We start from the raw sequence: 15,115 nt of genomic DNA, 5'->3' as shown, positions 1-15,115 counted from the left end.
GTCGATGTGAGCAGGAGGCATGTGATGAGCGATTCGACGCCGAACAGGATCACCCTGACGGTGCCCGGCATGGGCAGCAACCACTGTGCCGGCATCGTGCGCAAGACGCTCGAACGCCTCGATGGCGTGGGCGAGATACAGACCAATATTGCCAACCACCATGTCAGCGTGACCATCGAAGCCGGGGGGCCCGAGGGCGACACCTTGAAGAAGGCTGTCGAGGGGGCCGGCTATGACGTGGCCGCCGTGAGCGGCGGCGGCTCCCAGAAGCGCCAGGTGCGGCTGACGGTGCCCGGCATGGGCAGCGACCACTGTGCCGGCATCGTGCGCAAGACGCTCGAACGCCTCGATGGCGTGGGCGAGATACAGACCAATATCGCCAACCACCATGTCAGCGTGGCCATCGAAGCCGAGGGTCCCGACGGCGACACCTTGAAGAAGGCCGTCGAAGGCGCCGGCTATGACGTGGCCGCCGTCCAGGCCGACGACACGGAGGAAGCCGACGACGCCGAGATCGAGGAAGCCTATCTCGCTCAGGCACGCAAGCGGCTGATCATCGCCGCGGTCCCCACCACCCTGATCATGATGCTGATGATGCCGCACATGTTCTGGCAGCCGATCCCGGGCTACCTGGCCATCATCGCCGTGTTGGCCTTCCCGGTGGTGTTCCTCCAAGGCGGTATCGCCACCCACAGGTCGACCTGGCGCTCGCTGAAGAACCGCACCTTCAACATGGACGTGCTGATCTCCATGGGCAGCCTGCCGCCCTACCTGATCGGCCTGGTCGGCTTCGTCTACCCCATGACCTCGTTCATCGAGATGGCCGCCACCATCATGACCTTCCACCTGCTGGGCCGTTACCTGGAGGCCCTGGCCAAGGGACGTGCCTCCCAGGCCATCCGCCGCCTGCTGACCCTGGGCGCCAAGACGGCACGCGTGGAGCGCGATGGCGAAGAGGTCGAGGTGCCGGTGAAGGAGCTTGCCCCGGGCGACATCATGGTCGTGCGTCCCGGCGACAAGATACCCACCGACGGCGAGGTGGTCGAGGGCGAGAGCCATCTCGACGAGTCCATCGCCACGGGTGAGTCGATCCCGGTCTACAAGAGCACGGGCGACAGCGTGATCGGTGCCACCATCAACAAGGAGGGGCGCCTGCGGGTCAAGGCGACCCGGGTCGGCGGCGATACCTTCCTCTCCCAGGTGGTGCGCCTGATCGACCAGGCCCAGGGTTCCCGGGTGCCGATCCAGGAGTTCGCCGACCGCATGACCGGCCGCTTCGTGCCGGCGGTGCTGCTGATCGCCCTGGCCAGCCTGATCGTCTGGGCACTGTTCCCGGACGCCCTGCGCCCGGTCCTCGACTGGGGCGCGACCTTCCTGCCCTGGGTGAACCCCGAGGCCGCCACCCCGGTGCTGGCGATTCTGGCTGCCATCGCCGTTCTGGTCATCGCCTGCCCCTGCGCCCTGGGCCTGGCCACCCCCACGGCGCTGATGGTGGGTTCCGGCATCGGGGCCGAGCGCGGCATCCTGATCCGCTCCGGCGAGGCGATCCAGACCTTCAAGGACGTCAAGGTGATGGTGCTCGACAAGACCGGCACCATCACCCGCGGCGAGCCCAGGCTCACCGAGGCCGTCACCGCCGAGGGCGTCGAGGAGACACGCCTGCTGGCCCTGGCGGCGAGCGTGGAGAACGCCTCGGAGCACCCCATCGCCCGGGCCATCGTCGACGGCACCCGAGAGCGTGACATCGAGCTCCAGGAGGTCAGCGAGTTCCGCTCCACCGGCGCCCGCGGCGTCTCCGGCAGGGTGGGCGACGAGACGGTGCTGATCGGCAATCGCCGGCTGCTCGAGGAGGAAGGCGTGGCCGGCCTCGACGCCCTGAATGACGCCATGGACGAGCTCGAGGCCAAGGGCCGCACCGTGGTGATCGTCGCTGCCGACGGCCAGGCGCTCGGCCTGGTGGCCGTGGCCGATACCCTCAAGGAGGAATCGATCGAGGCCATCCGCGGGATGCATGAGCTGGGCCTGCACGTGGTGATGATCACCGGCGACAACGAGCGCGCCGCCCGCACCGTGGCCGACGAGGTCGGCATCGACGAGGTCCAGGCTGGCGTGCTGCCGGAGGGCAAGGTCGATGCCATTCGTGCGCTACAGGAGAATCACGGCCAGCACGTGGCCATGGTGGGCGACGGCATCAATGACGCCCCCGCCCTGACCCAGGCCAACGTCGGCATCGCCATCGGCGCCGGGGCCGACGTGGCCATCGAGGCCGCCGACGTGACCCTGGTGCGCGGCGAGCTCACCAGCGTGGTGGAGGCCATGCACCTTTCCCGCGCCACCTACGGCAAGATCGTCCAGAACCTGATCTGGGCCAGCGCCTACAACGTGGCGGCCATTCCCATCGCCGCCATCGGCCTGCTGCACCCCATGATCGGCGTGATCGCCATGACCGCGAGCTCGCTCTCGGTGATCGGCAACTCGCTGCTGCTCAAGCGGGGCTTCGTCCGCGAGAACCCGCCGGGAGAATCGACATGAACCGACTTCACCACTGGATGATGACCGCCTGCCTGGTGCTGATGGGGGTCGCCATGCTCGTCGTGCTGTGGCGCGGCAACCCCTTCGGCGCCGGCACCTGGCTGCTGCTTCTGCCCATGGGGCTCTGCCTGGGAATGCATCTTTTCCTGCACCGGCACGCCCATCAAGATGAGGAGTAAGCGGCCAGCCGGGAAGTTGCCCTGGGTCAATACGCCGGTGCTGCCGACGCGGCATCCTGACACCATCATCCAGGAGGCATCGTCATGACTCGCCCCGTCATCGCATCAAGGCACAGCGCAGGAGGAGGCCGCCTGCTGGCCCTGCTCCTCGCGCTGCTGCTGGCGGTGACCAGCCTCTCGAGCCATGGCGCCATGGAGAGCCACCAGGCCGACTGCGGGCTCGCCGCCCCGGCACAGCTGCTCGACGGCGACACGCCGGACGAGCCTCGCTGCGCCAGCTGCGCGGCGCTGCCGCCCTCCATCGACCTGGCCACGGCCGCTCACCGCTTCCCGGCCTTCGCCCCGGCGCTGGCCGTGATCGCCCACCGTCCCCGGCCCCCCCGGCGCCCTCCCAGGGCCTGACCGAACGCCCGGCGGAACCCTCCGCCCCGAAGGCCGTGCGCCTTCCCGACCCATTCGGATCCGTTCGTCAGGAGATACTCCCATGCTCAACAACTGCCTCGCCCTGATGGGCAACCTGTCCTGGCTGGGCTGGCTGATGCCCGTCGCCATGCTCGCCCTGCTCGGCCTCGGCATCGCCGCCCTCGCCAAGTACCTGTTCACCTCCCGCCCCACGTCCCGCGACCTTCCGGAGGCCCGCTCATGAACCGCACAGGCTCCACCCTCCTGCTCTCCGCCGCCCTGCTGCTGGGCGCCGGCACCGCCCAGGCCGCCCTGCCCGACGAGGCGACCCTGTTCAAGAACCCCCAGTGCGGCTGCTGCGACGAGTACGCCCGCCAGCTCGAGGCCCGCGGGGTCACGGTGAAGATCGTCGACGACATCGAGGTGGGCAAGATCAAGCAGCGCGTCGGGCTGCCCTATGGCCTGGGCTCCTGCCATACCCTCCAGATGGGCGGCTACGCCATCGAGGGACACGTGCCCTTCGAGGCGCTGGAGAAGCTCTTCGAGGAGCGCCCCGACACCCGCGGCATTGGCCTGGCCGGCATGCCCATCGGCACCCCCGGCATGCCCGGGCCCAAGCAGGGCGACTGGAACGTCTACCAGTTCCGCGACGGCGAGGCCTCGCCCTTCATGACCCTCTGAGCCAGCGGGCCACGCCGGCCCCTCGACGCCGCCCCGGCCAGCGCCGGGGCGGCGTCGCTGTGACGGGCATATGCCCATGTCGAATTTGGCTCAGTGCAAGGCCTGCCCTGAGTAAACCGGCGAGGGTACACGGGGGTAAGCCCGCATCACGTGCCGGAAGACCTCGCCTGTCTTCTCCAGCACCTCTTCCTCGCTGTAGTGGTCCACCGGCAGGCCGGTGCGGTCGTCCCACAGGAAGTCACGGATGATGATCTGAACCGTATCGCGGCTGGACTCGCGCTCCTGCCAATGGTCGATCTCGGTGATCCTCGCCTTCAGGTTCTCCAGCAGCTCCACCGACACCCGCTTGATGCGGCGAATCTCGGCGCCGCTCAGTTCCGGCTTGCGCAACAGGTCGAAGATCGCCAGCGACTCTTCATCCATCCCTTCCCGCTTGGCACGAGCCGCTTCTTCATCCAGTTCAGACAGCGCATCCAGCAGTCCCTCGAAGGTCTGCTCCACGGTCGCGCGATCCTTCTCGCGGTTGTAGTCGGCCACCAGCTTCTCATAGTGGTTCTGAAAGTCGGTGCGCAGCGGGTTCTGCAGCAGCAGACGCTGCAGCTTCTGCTCGACCACCTGGCTCAACTCCTGCACCAGGGTGCGCTGCTGCTTGCTCCTCTCGAACTCCTTCTTGAGGCGCTCGAAGTCGATGGCGCTGATATCATAGACGCCGGCCTCACGTACGCGGTCGTTCGGTGCGCGAACCTCGATGGCTTCATCCACCACGCCATGCAGCTCGCGGATGATATGCGAGATGTCGGCCTGCTCGCGGTCCTGCTGCAGGCTCTTGTAGACGATATCGATGGCGTCCCGGTCGGCACGGCGGGCGTTGACGCCCTTGGCGTTCAGACAGGCCTTGAACTTCTTGAACACCTCGCGGCACATCACCTCGAAGCGCTTGCGGCTCTCATCGCTCTCGTTGGCCGCCTCCTTGCAGGCGACGATGGCTGCATTGCGCGCAAAGCCGCTGGTGGTCTGCACCGCCGCCAGCGAGGCCTCGCGCGCGGCCAGGAAGGCCTTGGTCATCGCCACGGCCTCGTCCAGGTCGGCCAGAAGCTCCTCCTCCGGACGCGCGGGGTCGCGGCCATCCCCCGGGTCGCCCTCCCCGGTGGTGCCGGCGAAGGTGGCCAACGCCTTGCGCAGATGACGCAGAATCCCGCAGTAGTCGACGATCAGGCCGTTGTTCTTGCCCTCGCTGACCCGGTTGGCGCGGGCGATGGTCTGCATCAGGGTGTGGGCCTTGAGCGGCTTGTCGAGATAGAGGGTGGCGAGGCTCGGCACGTCGAAGCCGGTCAGCCACATGGCGCAGACGATGGCGATACGGAAGGGGTGCTGTTCGGCCTTGAAGGCGTCATCCAGCGCCATGCGCTGCATGTGGCGGAACTGGGGCAGCTCGCGCATCGATGCGGGCAGCGCCATGCCTTCCTTCATCAACCGCCGATAGGGGGTGATATCCAGGTCCCAGCGGCGAAACTTCTCCTCCTCGCCCTGCTCCTCGCTGACCACTACCGCCATTCGCGTCTCGCGCATCCAGGCGAGCTGCCGCGCCCGGAACAGTTCCTCCTGCTCATCGGCGCACCTGGCCAGCGACCTCTCCAGCTCGTGGATCTTTGAGTCCCAGTAGAAGCCGATCAGCTTGTGCATGCGCACGCAGGTGATCTTGTCGATGCACACCAGCATCGCCTTGCCCGTCTCCCAGGCGTTGGCGTAGTGCTCGACGAAGTCCTTTGCGACCCGGTCCAGCCGCTTGCCCGCGGTGATGATGTGATAGTCCCGCTTGAGATCACGCTCGAGGCGCTGCTCCACGTCCACGTCGTCGGTCTCGAACTGCTCCAGGCGCTCAGCGATGCGTTCATTCATATCGCCGATGGCCACACCCAGCTTGTCGCCGCGGGCGTCGTAGTAGAGCGGCACCGTGGCCTGGTCCTCCACGGCGCGCTGGAAGTCATAGGTAGAGACGTAGTCGCCGAACATCCGCCGGGTGATCTCGTCGTCCTTGAACAGCGGCGTGCCGGTGAAGCCGATCACGCTGGCCTGCGGCAGGGCATTGCGCATGTTCAGCGCCAGGCTGCCGTACTGGGTACGGTGGGCCTCGTCGGAGATGACGATGATGTCGTCGCGCCGGTTGGGCGGCATCTCCGGGCGGAACTTCTGGATCAGCGAGAACAGGTAGGCCTTGTGCTGCCCCAGCAGCGCCTCCAGGTGATCGCCGCTGCCGGCACGACAGGGGTCCCGATCGTTGTCCACCAGCCCGCAGCCGGCATAGGTCTTGTAGATCTGGGTATCGAGGTCCTCGCGGTCGGTGAGCACCACGAAGGTGAAGTTGCCGCCCAGCTTGCGGTGCACCTTGCGGGTGAACATCACCATGGAGTAGCTCTTGCCGGAGCCCTGGGTATGCCAGAACACGCCCAACTTGCCCTGCCGCTGGCGGCGTTCGCGCACGGCCTGTACCGCTCGGTTGACACCCAGGAACTGGTGGTTGCGGGCGATGATCTTCTTCGGCTCACCTGCCGAATCGTCGAAGAGGATGAAGTTCTCGATGATATCCAGGAAGTTGCGCCGCTCGCAGACGCCCTTGAGCAGGGTCTCCATGTCCACCGAGCCGGGGTCCTCCTCGGCCAGGCGCTTCCAGTCGGTGAAGTGCTCCCAGCGGCTGGTCAACGACCCCAGCTTGGCCTTCTCGCCGTTGCCGAACGCCACCAGGGCATTGTGGTGGAAGAGGTGCGGCACCTCGCCCTTGTAGCTGGAGAAGTTCTGCTCGAAGGCGGCACGCAGGTGCTTGCCGATGTTCTTGCACTCCATGAACAGCAGCGGCAGGCCGTTGACGAAGCCGATGATATCGGCCCGGCGGCGGTAGAGGTCGCCCTGCACCCACAGCTCCCGCACGCAGAGGAAGTCGTTGTTGTCCGGCTCGTCGAAGTCGATGAGCCGCAGGCGCTCGCGGCAGCGCTCGCCCTTGGCGTCGCGGAAGGTGACCCAGACGCCGTCGCGCAGCTGGGCATACTTGTCGCGGTTGGTGGCCGCCAGGGACTGGGCCACCGGCGAGGCCACCACCTGGCGCACGGCATCGTCGTAGGCCTCGGCCGGCAGCCCGGGGTTCAGCCGAGTCAGCCGCTCACGCAGGGTACGAGTCAGCACTACCTCGCGCTCGGAGCTTCGCCCCAGCAGGCTATCCGGCCCGAAGTCCTCCTGGTTCCAGGCCAGCACCGAACGCCAGCCAAGCCGCTGTTCCAGATAGTCGGCGGTGGTCTGCTGGACCAGGGTATCTTCGCTGTAGGGGCTCGGGCTCATCACGCATCCTTGTCGTTCGGCTCCGGGGCGTGCTCTTCGAGGTAGCGCCGACCGTGCTCGGTCAGCCGGTAACGCTGCTTGCTGCTGCGGGGCTTGTCGGGGATGGTCATTTCCAGCAGGGCCTCCTCCAGCAGCGGTGCCAGCACCTGATTACGAAACTTGGTGCGGTCCGAACGGCCGGCGACCGCCATCAGCTCCGTTATGCCTTGATCTTCGTGGCATTTCACCAGGATCGCAACTTGGTGCCGACTTAGTGCCGACTTGGTGCCGACTTGGAGCCGACTTGGTGCCGACTTGGTCCCTGCCTGGTCCCCGACTTCCGTGGCATCGGGACCCGGTCGCGCCTGACTGGCCTCCTCCGCCACCACCGGCCGCGGAAAACGCAGCACGAACCAGTGCGGCGACACCTCGATCTCGGGCTCGGCCACGCCGTACTCGGAACACAGCCGGCGAATGCGCCGGATGCCGGAGCCGATATGCTCCACGGCCTCCATGCGGTGCAGCATGCCGAACAGCAGCGGGTTGCGCGGAATGCTCTTGATGCCCAGGTCCGCCTCGCTCATGCCGGCGGGCAGGCCGCCGGGGCTGACCACCTCGACCCGATCCTTGAACACGTAGACATGCACGTTGGCGGTGGAGCGGTAGTCGCGGTGCACCAGGGCATTGACCACCGCCTCGCGCAGCGCCTCTTCGGGCAGTTCGGGGCGCTCCTCACGCTTCACGTGCCTGATGATGTAGGCGACGTTGAGCTTGGAGAGCAGCCAGGCCATCACCTCGTCGATCATCGAGTAGACGTCGCCGTGGAAGCCACGGCGGTCGAGGATATGCACCTTGTCGGTGCCCATGAACAGGGCGCAGGCCACGTCGGCGCTGATGGAGAATTTCTGGATGTCGCGTGCCAACAGCCAGGCGCCGGCATGGGTCATCCTGCCGTCCTCGGTCAACAGATGCAGGTTCTTGAGCGCGTTTAGCGGCGGCATCTCGGCGGGGATGCGCGCCCGGCGACGGAAGGTGGCCCAGGCCTCGTCGGTCAGGTCCTCCTCCAGGGAGAAGCGCTCGCAGGGCGTCTCGTCGAAGTGGATCAACCCCTCGCGGTAGAAGAACTCGCGGATCTCCTGGCGCGACATCTGCTGGGAGGAGGCGCCCTCGCGCAGGTAGAACTTGCCGCCGAAGGAGTAGGGCTTGCTGTGCTGGGCCGGCACGGTCACGCACAGCACCTCGCCGGCGCTCTCCACCTCCACGGCGATGGGCGGCTCGGCGGAGCGCGCCGTGGCCTGCACATCGGACTTCAGCTTGTTGTGGTCGGCCACGCCGACCACCTCGCCGGCGTCGGTGACGCCGATCAGGATCACCCCGCCGGTGGCGTTGGCAAAGGCACAGATTTCGCGGCCCAGGCCGGAGGTGCCGGCCTTCTTGAACTCGGTGGTAAAGCCCTCCCCGAGCGCGAGCAGGTCGTTCAGCGCCTGCCGGTTCATGCGGCGAGTTCTCCGCTCATCAGCTTGGGCAGCAGCAGATCACGGGCCTTGGCGAGGCGTTCATTGGTCTTGGTCAGCACGTCTACTTGTTGATAGAAATCCGTAGCCTGTTCTTCGAAGAGTGACAACAGCGTCGGCGGAGGAAGCAGGACCTGAATACGGTGCACATCGTTGCGGTTCAGTGTCGGCACGGCTGCGCCACCATTGTACTGTTCAAGGTGCAGCCCAGCCAAAAGATGACGAGCAAAGTGCGGCCGGATCTTCTTGAACTCCTTGACCCACAGCGTGGTATTCAAAGGCCAGTAGTCACTATTCACATACATCACTTGGCCAAGAGAGCCAGAGCGTCCGGTTACCACACCAGGACCAGAAACTTTCTCCTCGGCGTGATACCCCGTTATACCTGTTGAAGCATAGATAGGCACTTCGCCTTCTACCCGCTTCGACACTGGAAGATCAAAACCACGCTGAAGAGTGATCAAGTCCCCAAGCGGAAGTGGCTCCCACCCTTCCGGCACGCCATGGGTGACCTTGACGTGCTCATGTCCCGGGAAGCGCAGATGGGCAAACCACTCCTTGTAGAGCAGGCGGGCCGATTCCTCGAGAAGCTGGATGCGGCGCTGGTTGTTTTCGATCAGGTCATCGTAGCTAGCCAGAATACCCCCAATGCTGTGCTGCACTGGAAGCGTCGGACAAGGGATCGCCAGAGTCTCAGCATCACCAACACGAATGTGATCAACCGTGGCACCAAAGCCCATACCTTTGAGCCGCCCCTGGACCTGTCGTGACTGCAAGGCATAGGCCAGATAGTTCCAGTCAAGCAACTCAGGGTCTGGACGATAGTGAAATAGCCGTTGCCCAAGAAAGACATTATTAACATCTTCTGTGAATCTGCCGACCTCCCCCACAGGAGCTTCCCGGGTCAAGATTACATCACCATACTGCGGCCTGGAGCGACGGGTCCATTTCTCGAACACTTCCTCGGTCACATAACGAACGTTATCAAGGTCAATGAAGCCACCTTTGATGTTGGTGGTTCTTATCATCCTGTAGCCGGTGTCATAGTCAACGACAGGCGCTGTCTTGTTGACACAGTCAACCGCAAGAAGGCATAGCTCATTCAATGGCTTAAACGGCCAGCTCATACCCCCAACTCCTCGAAGTTGCGGCGGATCTTCGCGGCCAGCTTGCTGGCCTCGGCGTCGAGGTCGGCGAGCTCCACATGAATCTCGCGTAGGGTTTCCTCGAAGTCGAAATCTTCGTCCTGCTCTTCCGGGGCGACGCCCACATAGCGGCCGGGGGTCAGGCTCCAGTCGTTGGCGGCGATCTCCTCGATACTGACCAGCTTGACCAGGCCCTCCACGTCGCGCAGCTCGGCGTCCGGGAAGCGCTCGGTGAGCCAGTGGGCCTGCTTCCAGACATAGCGCACGGCCTTGAGCTGCTCGACCAGCTCGTGGCGCGCCGTATCGGCGGCCTTGCGGGCGCGGTTGATCTCGCGGCTGGGCCACAGGCGGCTCTTCTTGGCGGCATACTCCTGCTCGCAGCTGTCGAGCACCCGGCAGGCCAGCTTGTAGAGCAGGTCGGTCTGCTTGACCAGGTCGCGGCTCGCCTCGGCCAGGGGCGCCAGGCGGTCGACGGCCTGCTTGAGGGCGCCATGGGTCAATGACTGCCCACGCCATTCTGCCTGTTCGGCGGCCAGGGTCTCGCGGAAGGCGGCGACGTCGGTGGCAAAGGCGCGACGCGCCTGGGCCAGCTCCTCGCGGGCCTCCATGAGCGGCGCCAGCGAGGGCGAGGCGTCGTTGAGGCTGTCGAGGAAAGGCGCGGCGCTCTCGCCCAGGGCATCCAGGGCCGTGTCGAAGTCAGCCAAGGGAGCGTCGGTGCTTCCCTCCTCATCCTGCCGCTCGAAGCAGGCGGCGGCATCAAACAGGGTGCGCCGGCCATAAGCTTCCACCAGTGCCAGGTAGCGTTCGGTCTCGCCGCGGTAGAGCCAGACGATGGCCTGCAGGTTCTGCTGCTGCTCGGGGCTGAAGTCGTAGATCTTGCGCGTCACCTGGCGATAGATCTGGCGCGCATCGATCATCAGCACCTTGTCGCGATGCTCGGCAGGCTTGGCGCGGTTCAGGAACCACAGCTCGCAGGGCACGCTGCGGGTGTAGAAGAAGTTGCCGCGGATGCCGATCATGGCGTCGACGTCGCCGGTCTCCACCAGCGCCTGTCGCAGACGGGCCTCTTCGCGCCCGGCGCTGGAGGCCTGGGAGGACATCACGAAGCCCGCCCTGCCGCGCTCGTTCAGGTAGCTGTAGAAGTAGCTGATCCAGACGTAGTTGCCGTTGGAGACCTTGCCCTTCTTGTTCACCCCGGGCAGTCCGAAGGGCAGGCGCGGGTCGGCCTTGATCTTCTCGGCGTCGATCTCGTCGACGTTGAACGGCGGGTTGGCCATCACGTAGTCGGCCTTGCCGACCAGCGCGTGGGGGTCCTCGTAGTAGGTGATGGCGCGCTGGATATCGCCCTCCAGGCCGTGCACCGCCAGGTTCATTTTGGCCAGGCGTACGGTGGTGGCGTTCTTCTCCAGGCCACGGAAGGTCAGCCGCTCGCTGGGATTGTCGCCATGCTCCTCCACGGTGCGCGCGCTCTGCACGAACATACCGCCGGAGCCGCAGGCCGGATCCAGTACGGTGCCGCGCTCGGGGTCGAGCACATGGGCGATCAGCGAGACCAGCGACACCGGGGTGAAGAACTCGCCGCCGTCGTGGGCGCCCTGGTCGGCGAACTGGGTCAGGAAGTATTCGTAGATACGCCCGAAGACGTCGCCCTTGACCCGCTTGAGCTCGTCGGGGTTGAGGGTGCGCAGCAGCTGGCCCAGCACCTCGTTGTCGAGCTCCTGGTATTCGCTCTTGGGCAGCACGCCCTTGAGCGAGGCATAGTCGCTCTCGATGGCCTCCATGGCGTCGATGATGGCGCGGGCGCGATCGGCGCTGTCCGGCAACGCCACCAGGTGGTCGAACTGCGCCTCGGGGCGCAGGTAGATGGCGCTGCGCTGGGAGAAGTCCTCCTTGGTGATCTCGCGGGTCTTGCCGCCCCGCGACGGCAGGCTGGCCTGGATGTCGTCCTTCACCGCCAGGTAGCGGCTGAAGGCGTGGCGCAGGAAGACCAGACCCATCACCGGCAGGAAGTATTCGTTGCTGGCGTAGTTCGAGTTGGCGCGCAGGTTGTCCGCGGCGCTCCACAGGCGCTTCTCCAGCGCCTGGATATGTTCCAGTTGAGCCAAGGCCCGCTCCGTTGCTGTTCCCTGTTGCCCCGGGCGGCATGAAACCGCCCGAGCCTAAGTTCATTCGAATGAGGGAACAGTACCACCGAACGCCCCGGGCATCAGCCCGCCAGCCCGGGCGACGCCTCACTGCCAGGGATCGATGCGCAGGTAGAGCCGCGCCTTGAAGCCCTTGCGGCTGGTGAGCGGCACGTAGCGGCCCTCGGCGTCCTCCCTGACCGGCCGGCCGCGCCCCTCGCCCCAGTCCTCGTCGCCGAGGATATAGCGCAGGCGCCAGCCCCCGGCATCGGCGGTGGCCAGTATCACCACCTTCTCGCGAAACAGGTTCTCGTCCGGGACCCGGCGGTTGACGAACCAGCGCCCGCCCACCTTGAACTCGGTGCTGCGCACGGCGATGTCGGCCACCAGCATCATGGTGCGCCCCTGGGTCACGGTGATCTTCGAGCTGTCCAGGTAGACCGAGAAGAGCACCGGGTGGCGGGCATGATCCACCCCGGCCCGCTCGGGATGGCACATCTCGTCGTAGCGACGGAAGATCGCCGAGTCGTGCTCCACCCGGCGGTCGGAGAGGGCCACCGGCGGGTAGAGGCGCGGGGACACCGTGCACTCGAAATGGTAGCTGCCCTCGATGTCGCGGCCCTCGTCGCGGGCCTGCTGCAGCGACGGCGGCAGCGGCAGGTGCTCGACCACCATGCGCCCCAGCATGCGGGCATCGCCGAACAGGAAGCGTGTCAGGTTCTGGTAACCCGATTCGGAGTTGACCATGCCAAAGGGGCCGCTGTGCGCCAGGTAGAGGTGCACCCGCGGGGCGTCCTGGATCCAGGCGCAGTCGATCTTGACCAGGCCGTCGCTCTGCGAGCCCACCACGTGACGGGTGGCGTTGTAGTCGCGGTGGTTGGTGCCCACCAGGCAGAAGAAGCGCTCCGGCGGGAAGTGGCCCCCCAGGTGGTTGACCCGGCCATCCTGCGGCGTGAGCTTGAGGTACTCGGCAATGCTCCTGCGGTTGAAGTTGTTGATGTCCCACAGGCCCAGGAAGCCCGGCACGTTGAGGCCGGCCATCTCGATGCCGTCGTGGGGCGAGCCGTAGGTGAAGACCTTGTCCACGCAGGCGCGGGCCTCGGCGCTGCCGGCCGCGGGGTTCTGCAGCAGGCAGCGGCACACCAGCCCGCCCATGGAGTGGGCCACCAGGTAGACCTTGAAGGACGCCCTCGCCTCGGCATCATCGCCGCAGACGCGCTCGCGCAGCCACAGGATGCGCTCGGAGAGCGCGCGGGCCGCCTCGGGAATCGAGGGGCGCTGCCCCTCCCCCGCCTCGTCCTCGTAGTAGCGGTGGATCAGCAGGGTCTTGCGCGGCAGCCTGGCCTCGCTCACCGCCCCCTCCGCGTAGACGTCCCGATAGCCGTGATCCTTCATCAGCCGGATCACCGGGGATTCGAAGATGAAGGTGTCGAACCGTCCGCTGGGCCCCTGGCGGACCCGGGTCGCCCCCAGGTTGAAGCCCATGTAGGGCGTGTTGACGGTGGCCTCGATCTCGCTGTCGCGCATGGCATAGCCGCGCACGTAGATGATGGGGTGGTAGCGCTCCTGGGTCATCCTGACGCTCCTCCATGGTGGGTCATCGGCGAGGACGGCATCGACGCGACGCCGCAGGCTCATCCGACTCGCGGGTCGCCGGGCAGGTAGTGACCGGTCACGAGACGGTAGGCATCCGAGGTGCGGTCGCCGGGGATGCCGTCGACGCGCAGGAAGATGCCGGGGAAGGTGCTCAACCAGCGCTGCAGGTGCTCGGCCGCCTCGGCCTCGGCCTGGCGGCGGGCGCGGCGCTTGCGGTGCGCCGGCACCAGGGGCTTGCGCTTGGACGCCTCGGCGCCGGCGGGCTCCGCCGCCACGGCCGCGTAGAGGGTGGCGGCGGGCTGGTCGGTGAAGTCGATCAGGCCACGCTCGGACATGCGGCGAAGCAGTACCGCCGCCCCGCACTGCTTCGACACGGCACTGTCGGACCAGCGCCCGTCGGCCACGTAGCGGCCGCTGGTGTAGTGCCCCGAGAAGCTCCACAGGTAGGGGGAGAGGACGTGGGGGTGGTACAGGCGGTACCCCCAGCCGTTGTAGCGCTCCAGCTGGTAGAGGGTACCCGCCAGGCTCCAGTCGGTGTCGGCGCCCAGCCGCTTGAGAGTCATGGCATCCTCGGCGCTCTGCTCCCAGGTGAAGGGCGGCGCGCCGCGCTTGGGCCGGCCCGCCGGCACCTGCACTGTGCGGCCGGTGAGCGGGTCACCGTTGTGCAGGTGGCAGTCGAACCGGCAGCCCGACTCCATGTGGTGCACCACGGCCAGGAAGGCCCAGGGAATGCCGCGGCTGTCGGCCACGGCCTGGTAGCGGTCGCGGTGCTGGAGCAGCCGGTCGACGCCGCGCTCCACCTCGGCGTGGCGCTGGGGCAGGGTATCGCAGCTCTCGAACAGCCGCTCGTACTCGCGGCGCAGGGGGTCGGTCAGTCGGATCGCCATGGCAGCCTCCGGTGCGAGGACCCCATGCGCATCACCCGCCTGCCCTGGAGCCCGTAGGGTTTCCCTGATCAGCGTAGACCAGGAAAGCCATCCGGTTAGCGAGGACTGACGTACCCCCTCCCTAGACGTACCCCCTCCCTAGAAGAAGGTCAGGCCGACCTGGAAGAGCCGCTCCACGTCGCGGATGCGGCGCTTGTCGATCACGAACAGGATGACGTGGTCGCCGGACTCCACCACCACGTCGTCGTGGGCGATCAGCACCTCCTTGCCGCGCACGATGGCGCCGATGGTGGTGCCCCGCGGCAGCTCGATCTCGCCGATGGCACGCCCCACCACCTTCGACGACTGGGTGTCGCCGTGGGCGATCGCCTCGATGGCCTCAGCCGCGCCGCGGCGCAGCGAGTGCACGTTGACGATGTCGCCGCGCCGCACGTGAGTCAGCAGGCTGCCGATGGTGGCCTGCTGGGGCGAGATGGCGATGTCGATCTCGCCGCCCTGCACCAGGTCCACGTAGGCGGCGTTGTTGATCAGCGTCAGCACCTTCTTGGCGCCCATGCGCTTGGCCAGCATCGACGACATGATGTTGACCTCGTCGTCGTTGGTCAGCGCGCAGAAGATGTCGCACTCCTCGACGTTCTCCTCCTCCAGCAGCCGCTTGCTGGTGGCGCTGCCGTGCAGCACCACGGTGCGGTCGAGGCGCTCGGAGAGCACCGTGCAGCGCTCCAGGTTGTGCTCGATGATCTTCAC

Annotated in this window: 12 protein-coding genes; 5 read left to right on the top strand and 7 right to left on the bottom strand. The window is 66.5% G+C overall.

Annotated features, from left to right (window positions below; translation table 11 throughout):
* The first annotated feature begins 24 nt into the window (after positions 1-24).
* The 5 genes from BDK63_RS05620 (at position 25) to BDK63_RS05600 (ending at position 3,794) form a co-directional block, all read left to right on the top strand.
* A complete protein-coding gene (locus BDK63_RS05620) occupies positions 25-2,532 on the top strand; it encodes a heavy metal translocating P-type ATPase (RefSeq protein WP_183330390.1) in 2,508 nt (835 codons plus the stop codon).
* Positions 2,529-2,711, top strand: a complete 183-nt coding sequence (locus BDK63_RS05615; RefSeq protein ID WP_183330389.1) for a hypothetical protein — start codon at positions 2,529-2,531, stop codon at positions 2,709-2,711. Before BDK63_RS05620 ends, BDK63_RS05615 begins: the two co-directional genes overlap by 4 nt.
* Before the next feature lie 84 nt (positions 2,712-2,795).
* Complete coding sequence (locus BDK63_RS05610) at positions 2,796-3,113, top strand: hypothetical protein (protein ID WP_183330388.1); 318 nt, start codon at positions 2,796-2,798, stop codon at positions 3,111-3,113.
* An 82-nt stretch (positions 3,114-3,195) separates the two neighbouring features.
* Positions 3,196-3,357 (top strand): hypothetical protein, encoded by a 162-nt coding sequence (locus BDK63_RS05605; RefSeq protein WP_183330530.1) that lies wholly within the window; start codon positions 3,196-3,198, stop codon positions 3,355-3,357.
* A complete protein-coding gene (locus tag BDK63_RS05600) occupies positions 3,354-3,794 on the top strand; it encodes a DUF411 domain-containing protein (protein WP_183330387.1) in 441 nt (146 codons plus the stop codon). Before BDK63_RS05605 ends, BDK63_RS05600 begins: the two co-directional genes overlap by 4 nt.
* Positions 3,795-3,884: 90 nt before the next feature.
* Here BDK63_RS05600 and BDK63_RS05595 read toward each other — a convergent pair whose 3' ends face one another.
* The 7 genes from BDK63_RS05595 to trkA form a co-directional block, all read right to left on the bottom strand.
* Positions 3,885-7,124: a type I restriction endonuclease subunit R gene (locus tag BDK63_RS05595; RefSeq protein WP_183330386.1), complete on the bottom strand. Its 3,240-nt coding sequence runs from the start codon at positions 7,122-7,124 to the stop codon at positions 3,885-3,887.
* On the bottom strand, positions 7,124-8,599 hold the full coding sequence (locus BDK63_RS05590; RefSeq protein ID WP_183330385.1) for an ATP-binding protein: 1,476 nt from the start codon (positions 8,597-8,599) through the stop codon (positions 7,124-7,126). The genes BDK63_RS05595 and BDK63_RS05590 overlap by 1 nt, the downstream gene beginning before the upstream one ends.
* Complete coding sequence (locus BDK63_RS05585) at positions 8,596-9,744, bottom strand: restriction endonuclease subunit S (protein ID WP_183330384.1); 1,149 nt, start codon at positions 9,742-9,744, stop codon at positions 8,596-8,598. The genes BDK63_RS05590 and BDK63_RS05585 overlap by 4 nt, the downstream gene beginning before the upstream one ends.
* Positions 9,741-11,867, bottom strand: a complete 2,127-nt coding sequence (locus BDK63_RS05580) for a type I restriction-modification system subunit M (RefSeq protein ID WP_183330383.1) — start codon at positions 11,865-11,867, stop codon at positions 9,741-9,743. Before BDK63_RS05580 ends, BDK63_RS05585 begins: the two co-directional genes overlap by 4 nt.
* Before the next feature lie 126 nt (positions 11,868-11,993).
* Positions 11,994-13,460: an esterase/lipase family protein gene (locus BDK63_RS05575; RefSeq protein WP_183330382.1), complete on the bottom strand. Its 1,467-nt coding sequence runs from the start codon at positions 13,458-13,460 to the stop codon at positions 11,994-11,996.
* Positions 13,461-13,519: 59 nt separating this feature from the next.
* Complete coding sequence (locus BDK63_RS05570) at positions 13,520-14,368, bottom strand: hypothetical protein (RefSeq protein ID WP_183330381.1); 849 nt, start codon at positions 14,366-14,368, stop codon at positions 13,520-13,522.
* 138 nt (positions 14,369-14,506) lie between these two features.
* On the bottom strand, positions 14,507-15,115 hold a 609-nt coding region (gene trkA / locus BDK63_RS05565; RefSeq protein WP_183330380.1), incomplete at its 5' end, for a Trk system potassium transporter TrkA.

This window comes from Halomonas campaniensis, from assembly GCF_014193375.1.
In the GTDB taxonomy this organism is placed as follows: domain Bacteria; phylum Pseudomonadota; class Gammaproteobacteria; order Pseudomonadales; family Halomonadaceae; genus Halomonas; species Halomonas campaniensis.
This window is presented reverse-complemented; position numbering and strand designations above follow the sequence as displayed.

Excerpts from the sequence above, each read along its gene's own strand:
- BDK63_RS05615 (WP_183330389.1), top strand. The coding sequence starts at position 2,529 with ATGAACCGACTTCACCACTGGATGATGACCGCCTGCCTGGTGCTGATG.
- BDK63_RS05610 (WP_183330388.1), top strand. The coding sequence starts at position 2,796 with ATGACTCGCCCCGTCATCGCATCAAGGCACAGCGCAGGAGGAGGCCGC.
- BDK63_RS05605 (WP_183330530.1), top strand. The coding sequence starts at position 3,196 with ATGCTCAACAACTGCCTCGCCCTGATGGGCAACCTGTCCTGGCTGGGC.
- BDK63_RS05590 (WP_183330385.1), bottom strand. The coding sequence starts at position 8,599 with ATGAACCGGCAGGCGCTGAACGACCTGCTCGCGCTCGGGGAGGGCTTT.
- BDK63_RS05570 (WP_183330381.1), bottom strand. The coding sequence starts at position 14,368 with ATGGCGATCCGACTGACCGACCCCCTGCGCCGCGAGTACGAGCGGCTG.
- BDK63_RS05575 (WP_183330382.1), bottom strand. The coding sequence starts at position 13,460 with ATGACCCAGGAGCGCTACCACCCCATCATCTACGTGCGCGGCTATGCC.
- BDK63_RS05595 (WP_183330386.1), bottom strand. The coding sequence starts at position 7,124 with ATGAGCCCGAGCCCCTACAGCGAAGATACCCTGGTCCAGCAGACCACC.
- BDK63_RS05620 (WP_183330390.1), top strand. The coding sequence starts at position 25 with ATGAGCGATTCGACGCCGAACAGGATCACCCTGACGGTGCCCGGCATG.
- BDK63_RS05585 (WP_183330384.1), bottom strand. The coding sequence starts at position 9,744 with ATGAGCTGGCCGTTTAAGCCATTGAATGAGCTATGCCTTCTTGCGGTT.
- BDK63_RS05600 (WP_183330387.1), top strand. The coding sequence starts at position 3,354 with ATGAACCGCACAGGCTCCACCCTCCTGCTCTCCGCCGCCCTGCTGCTG.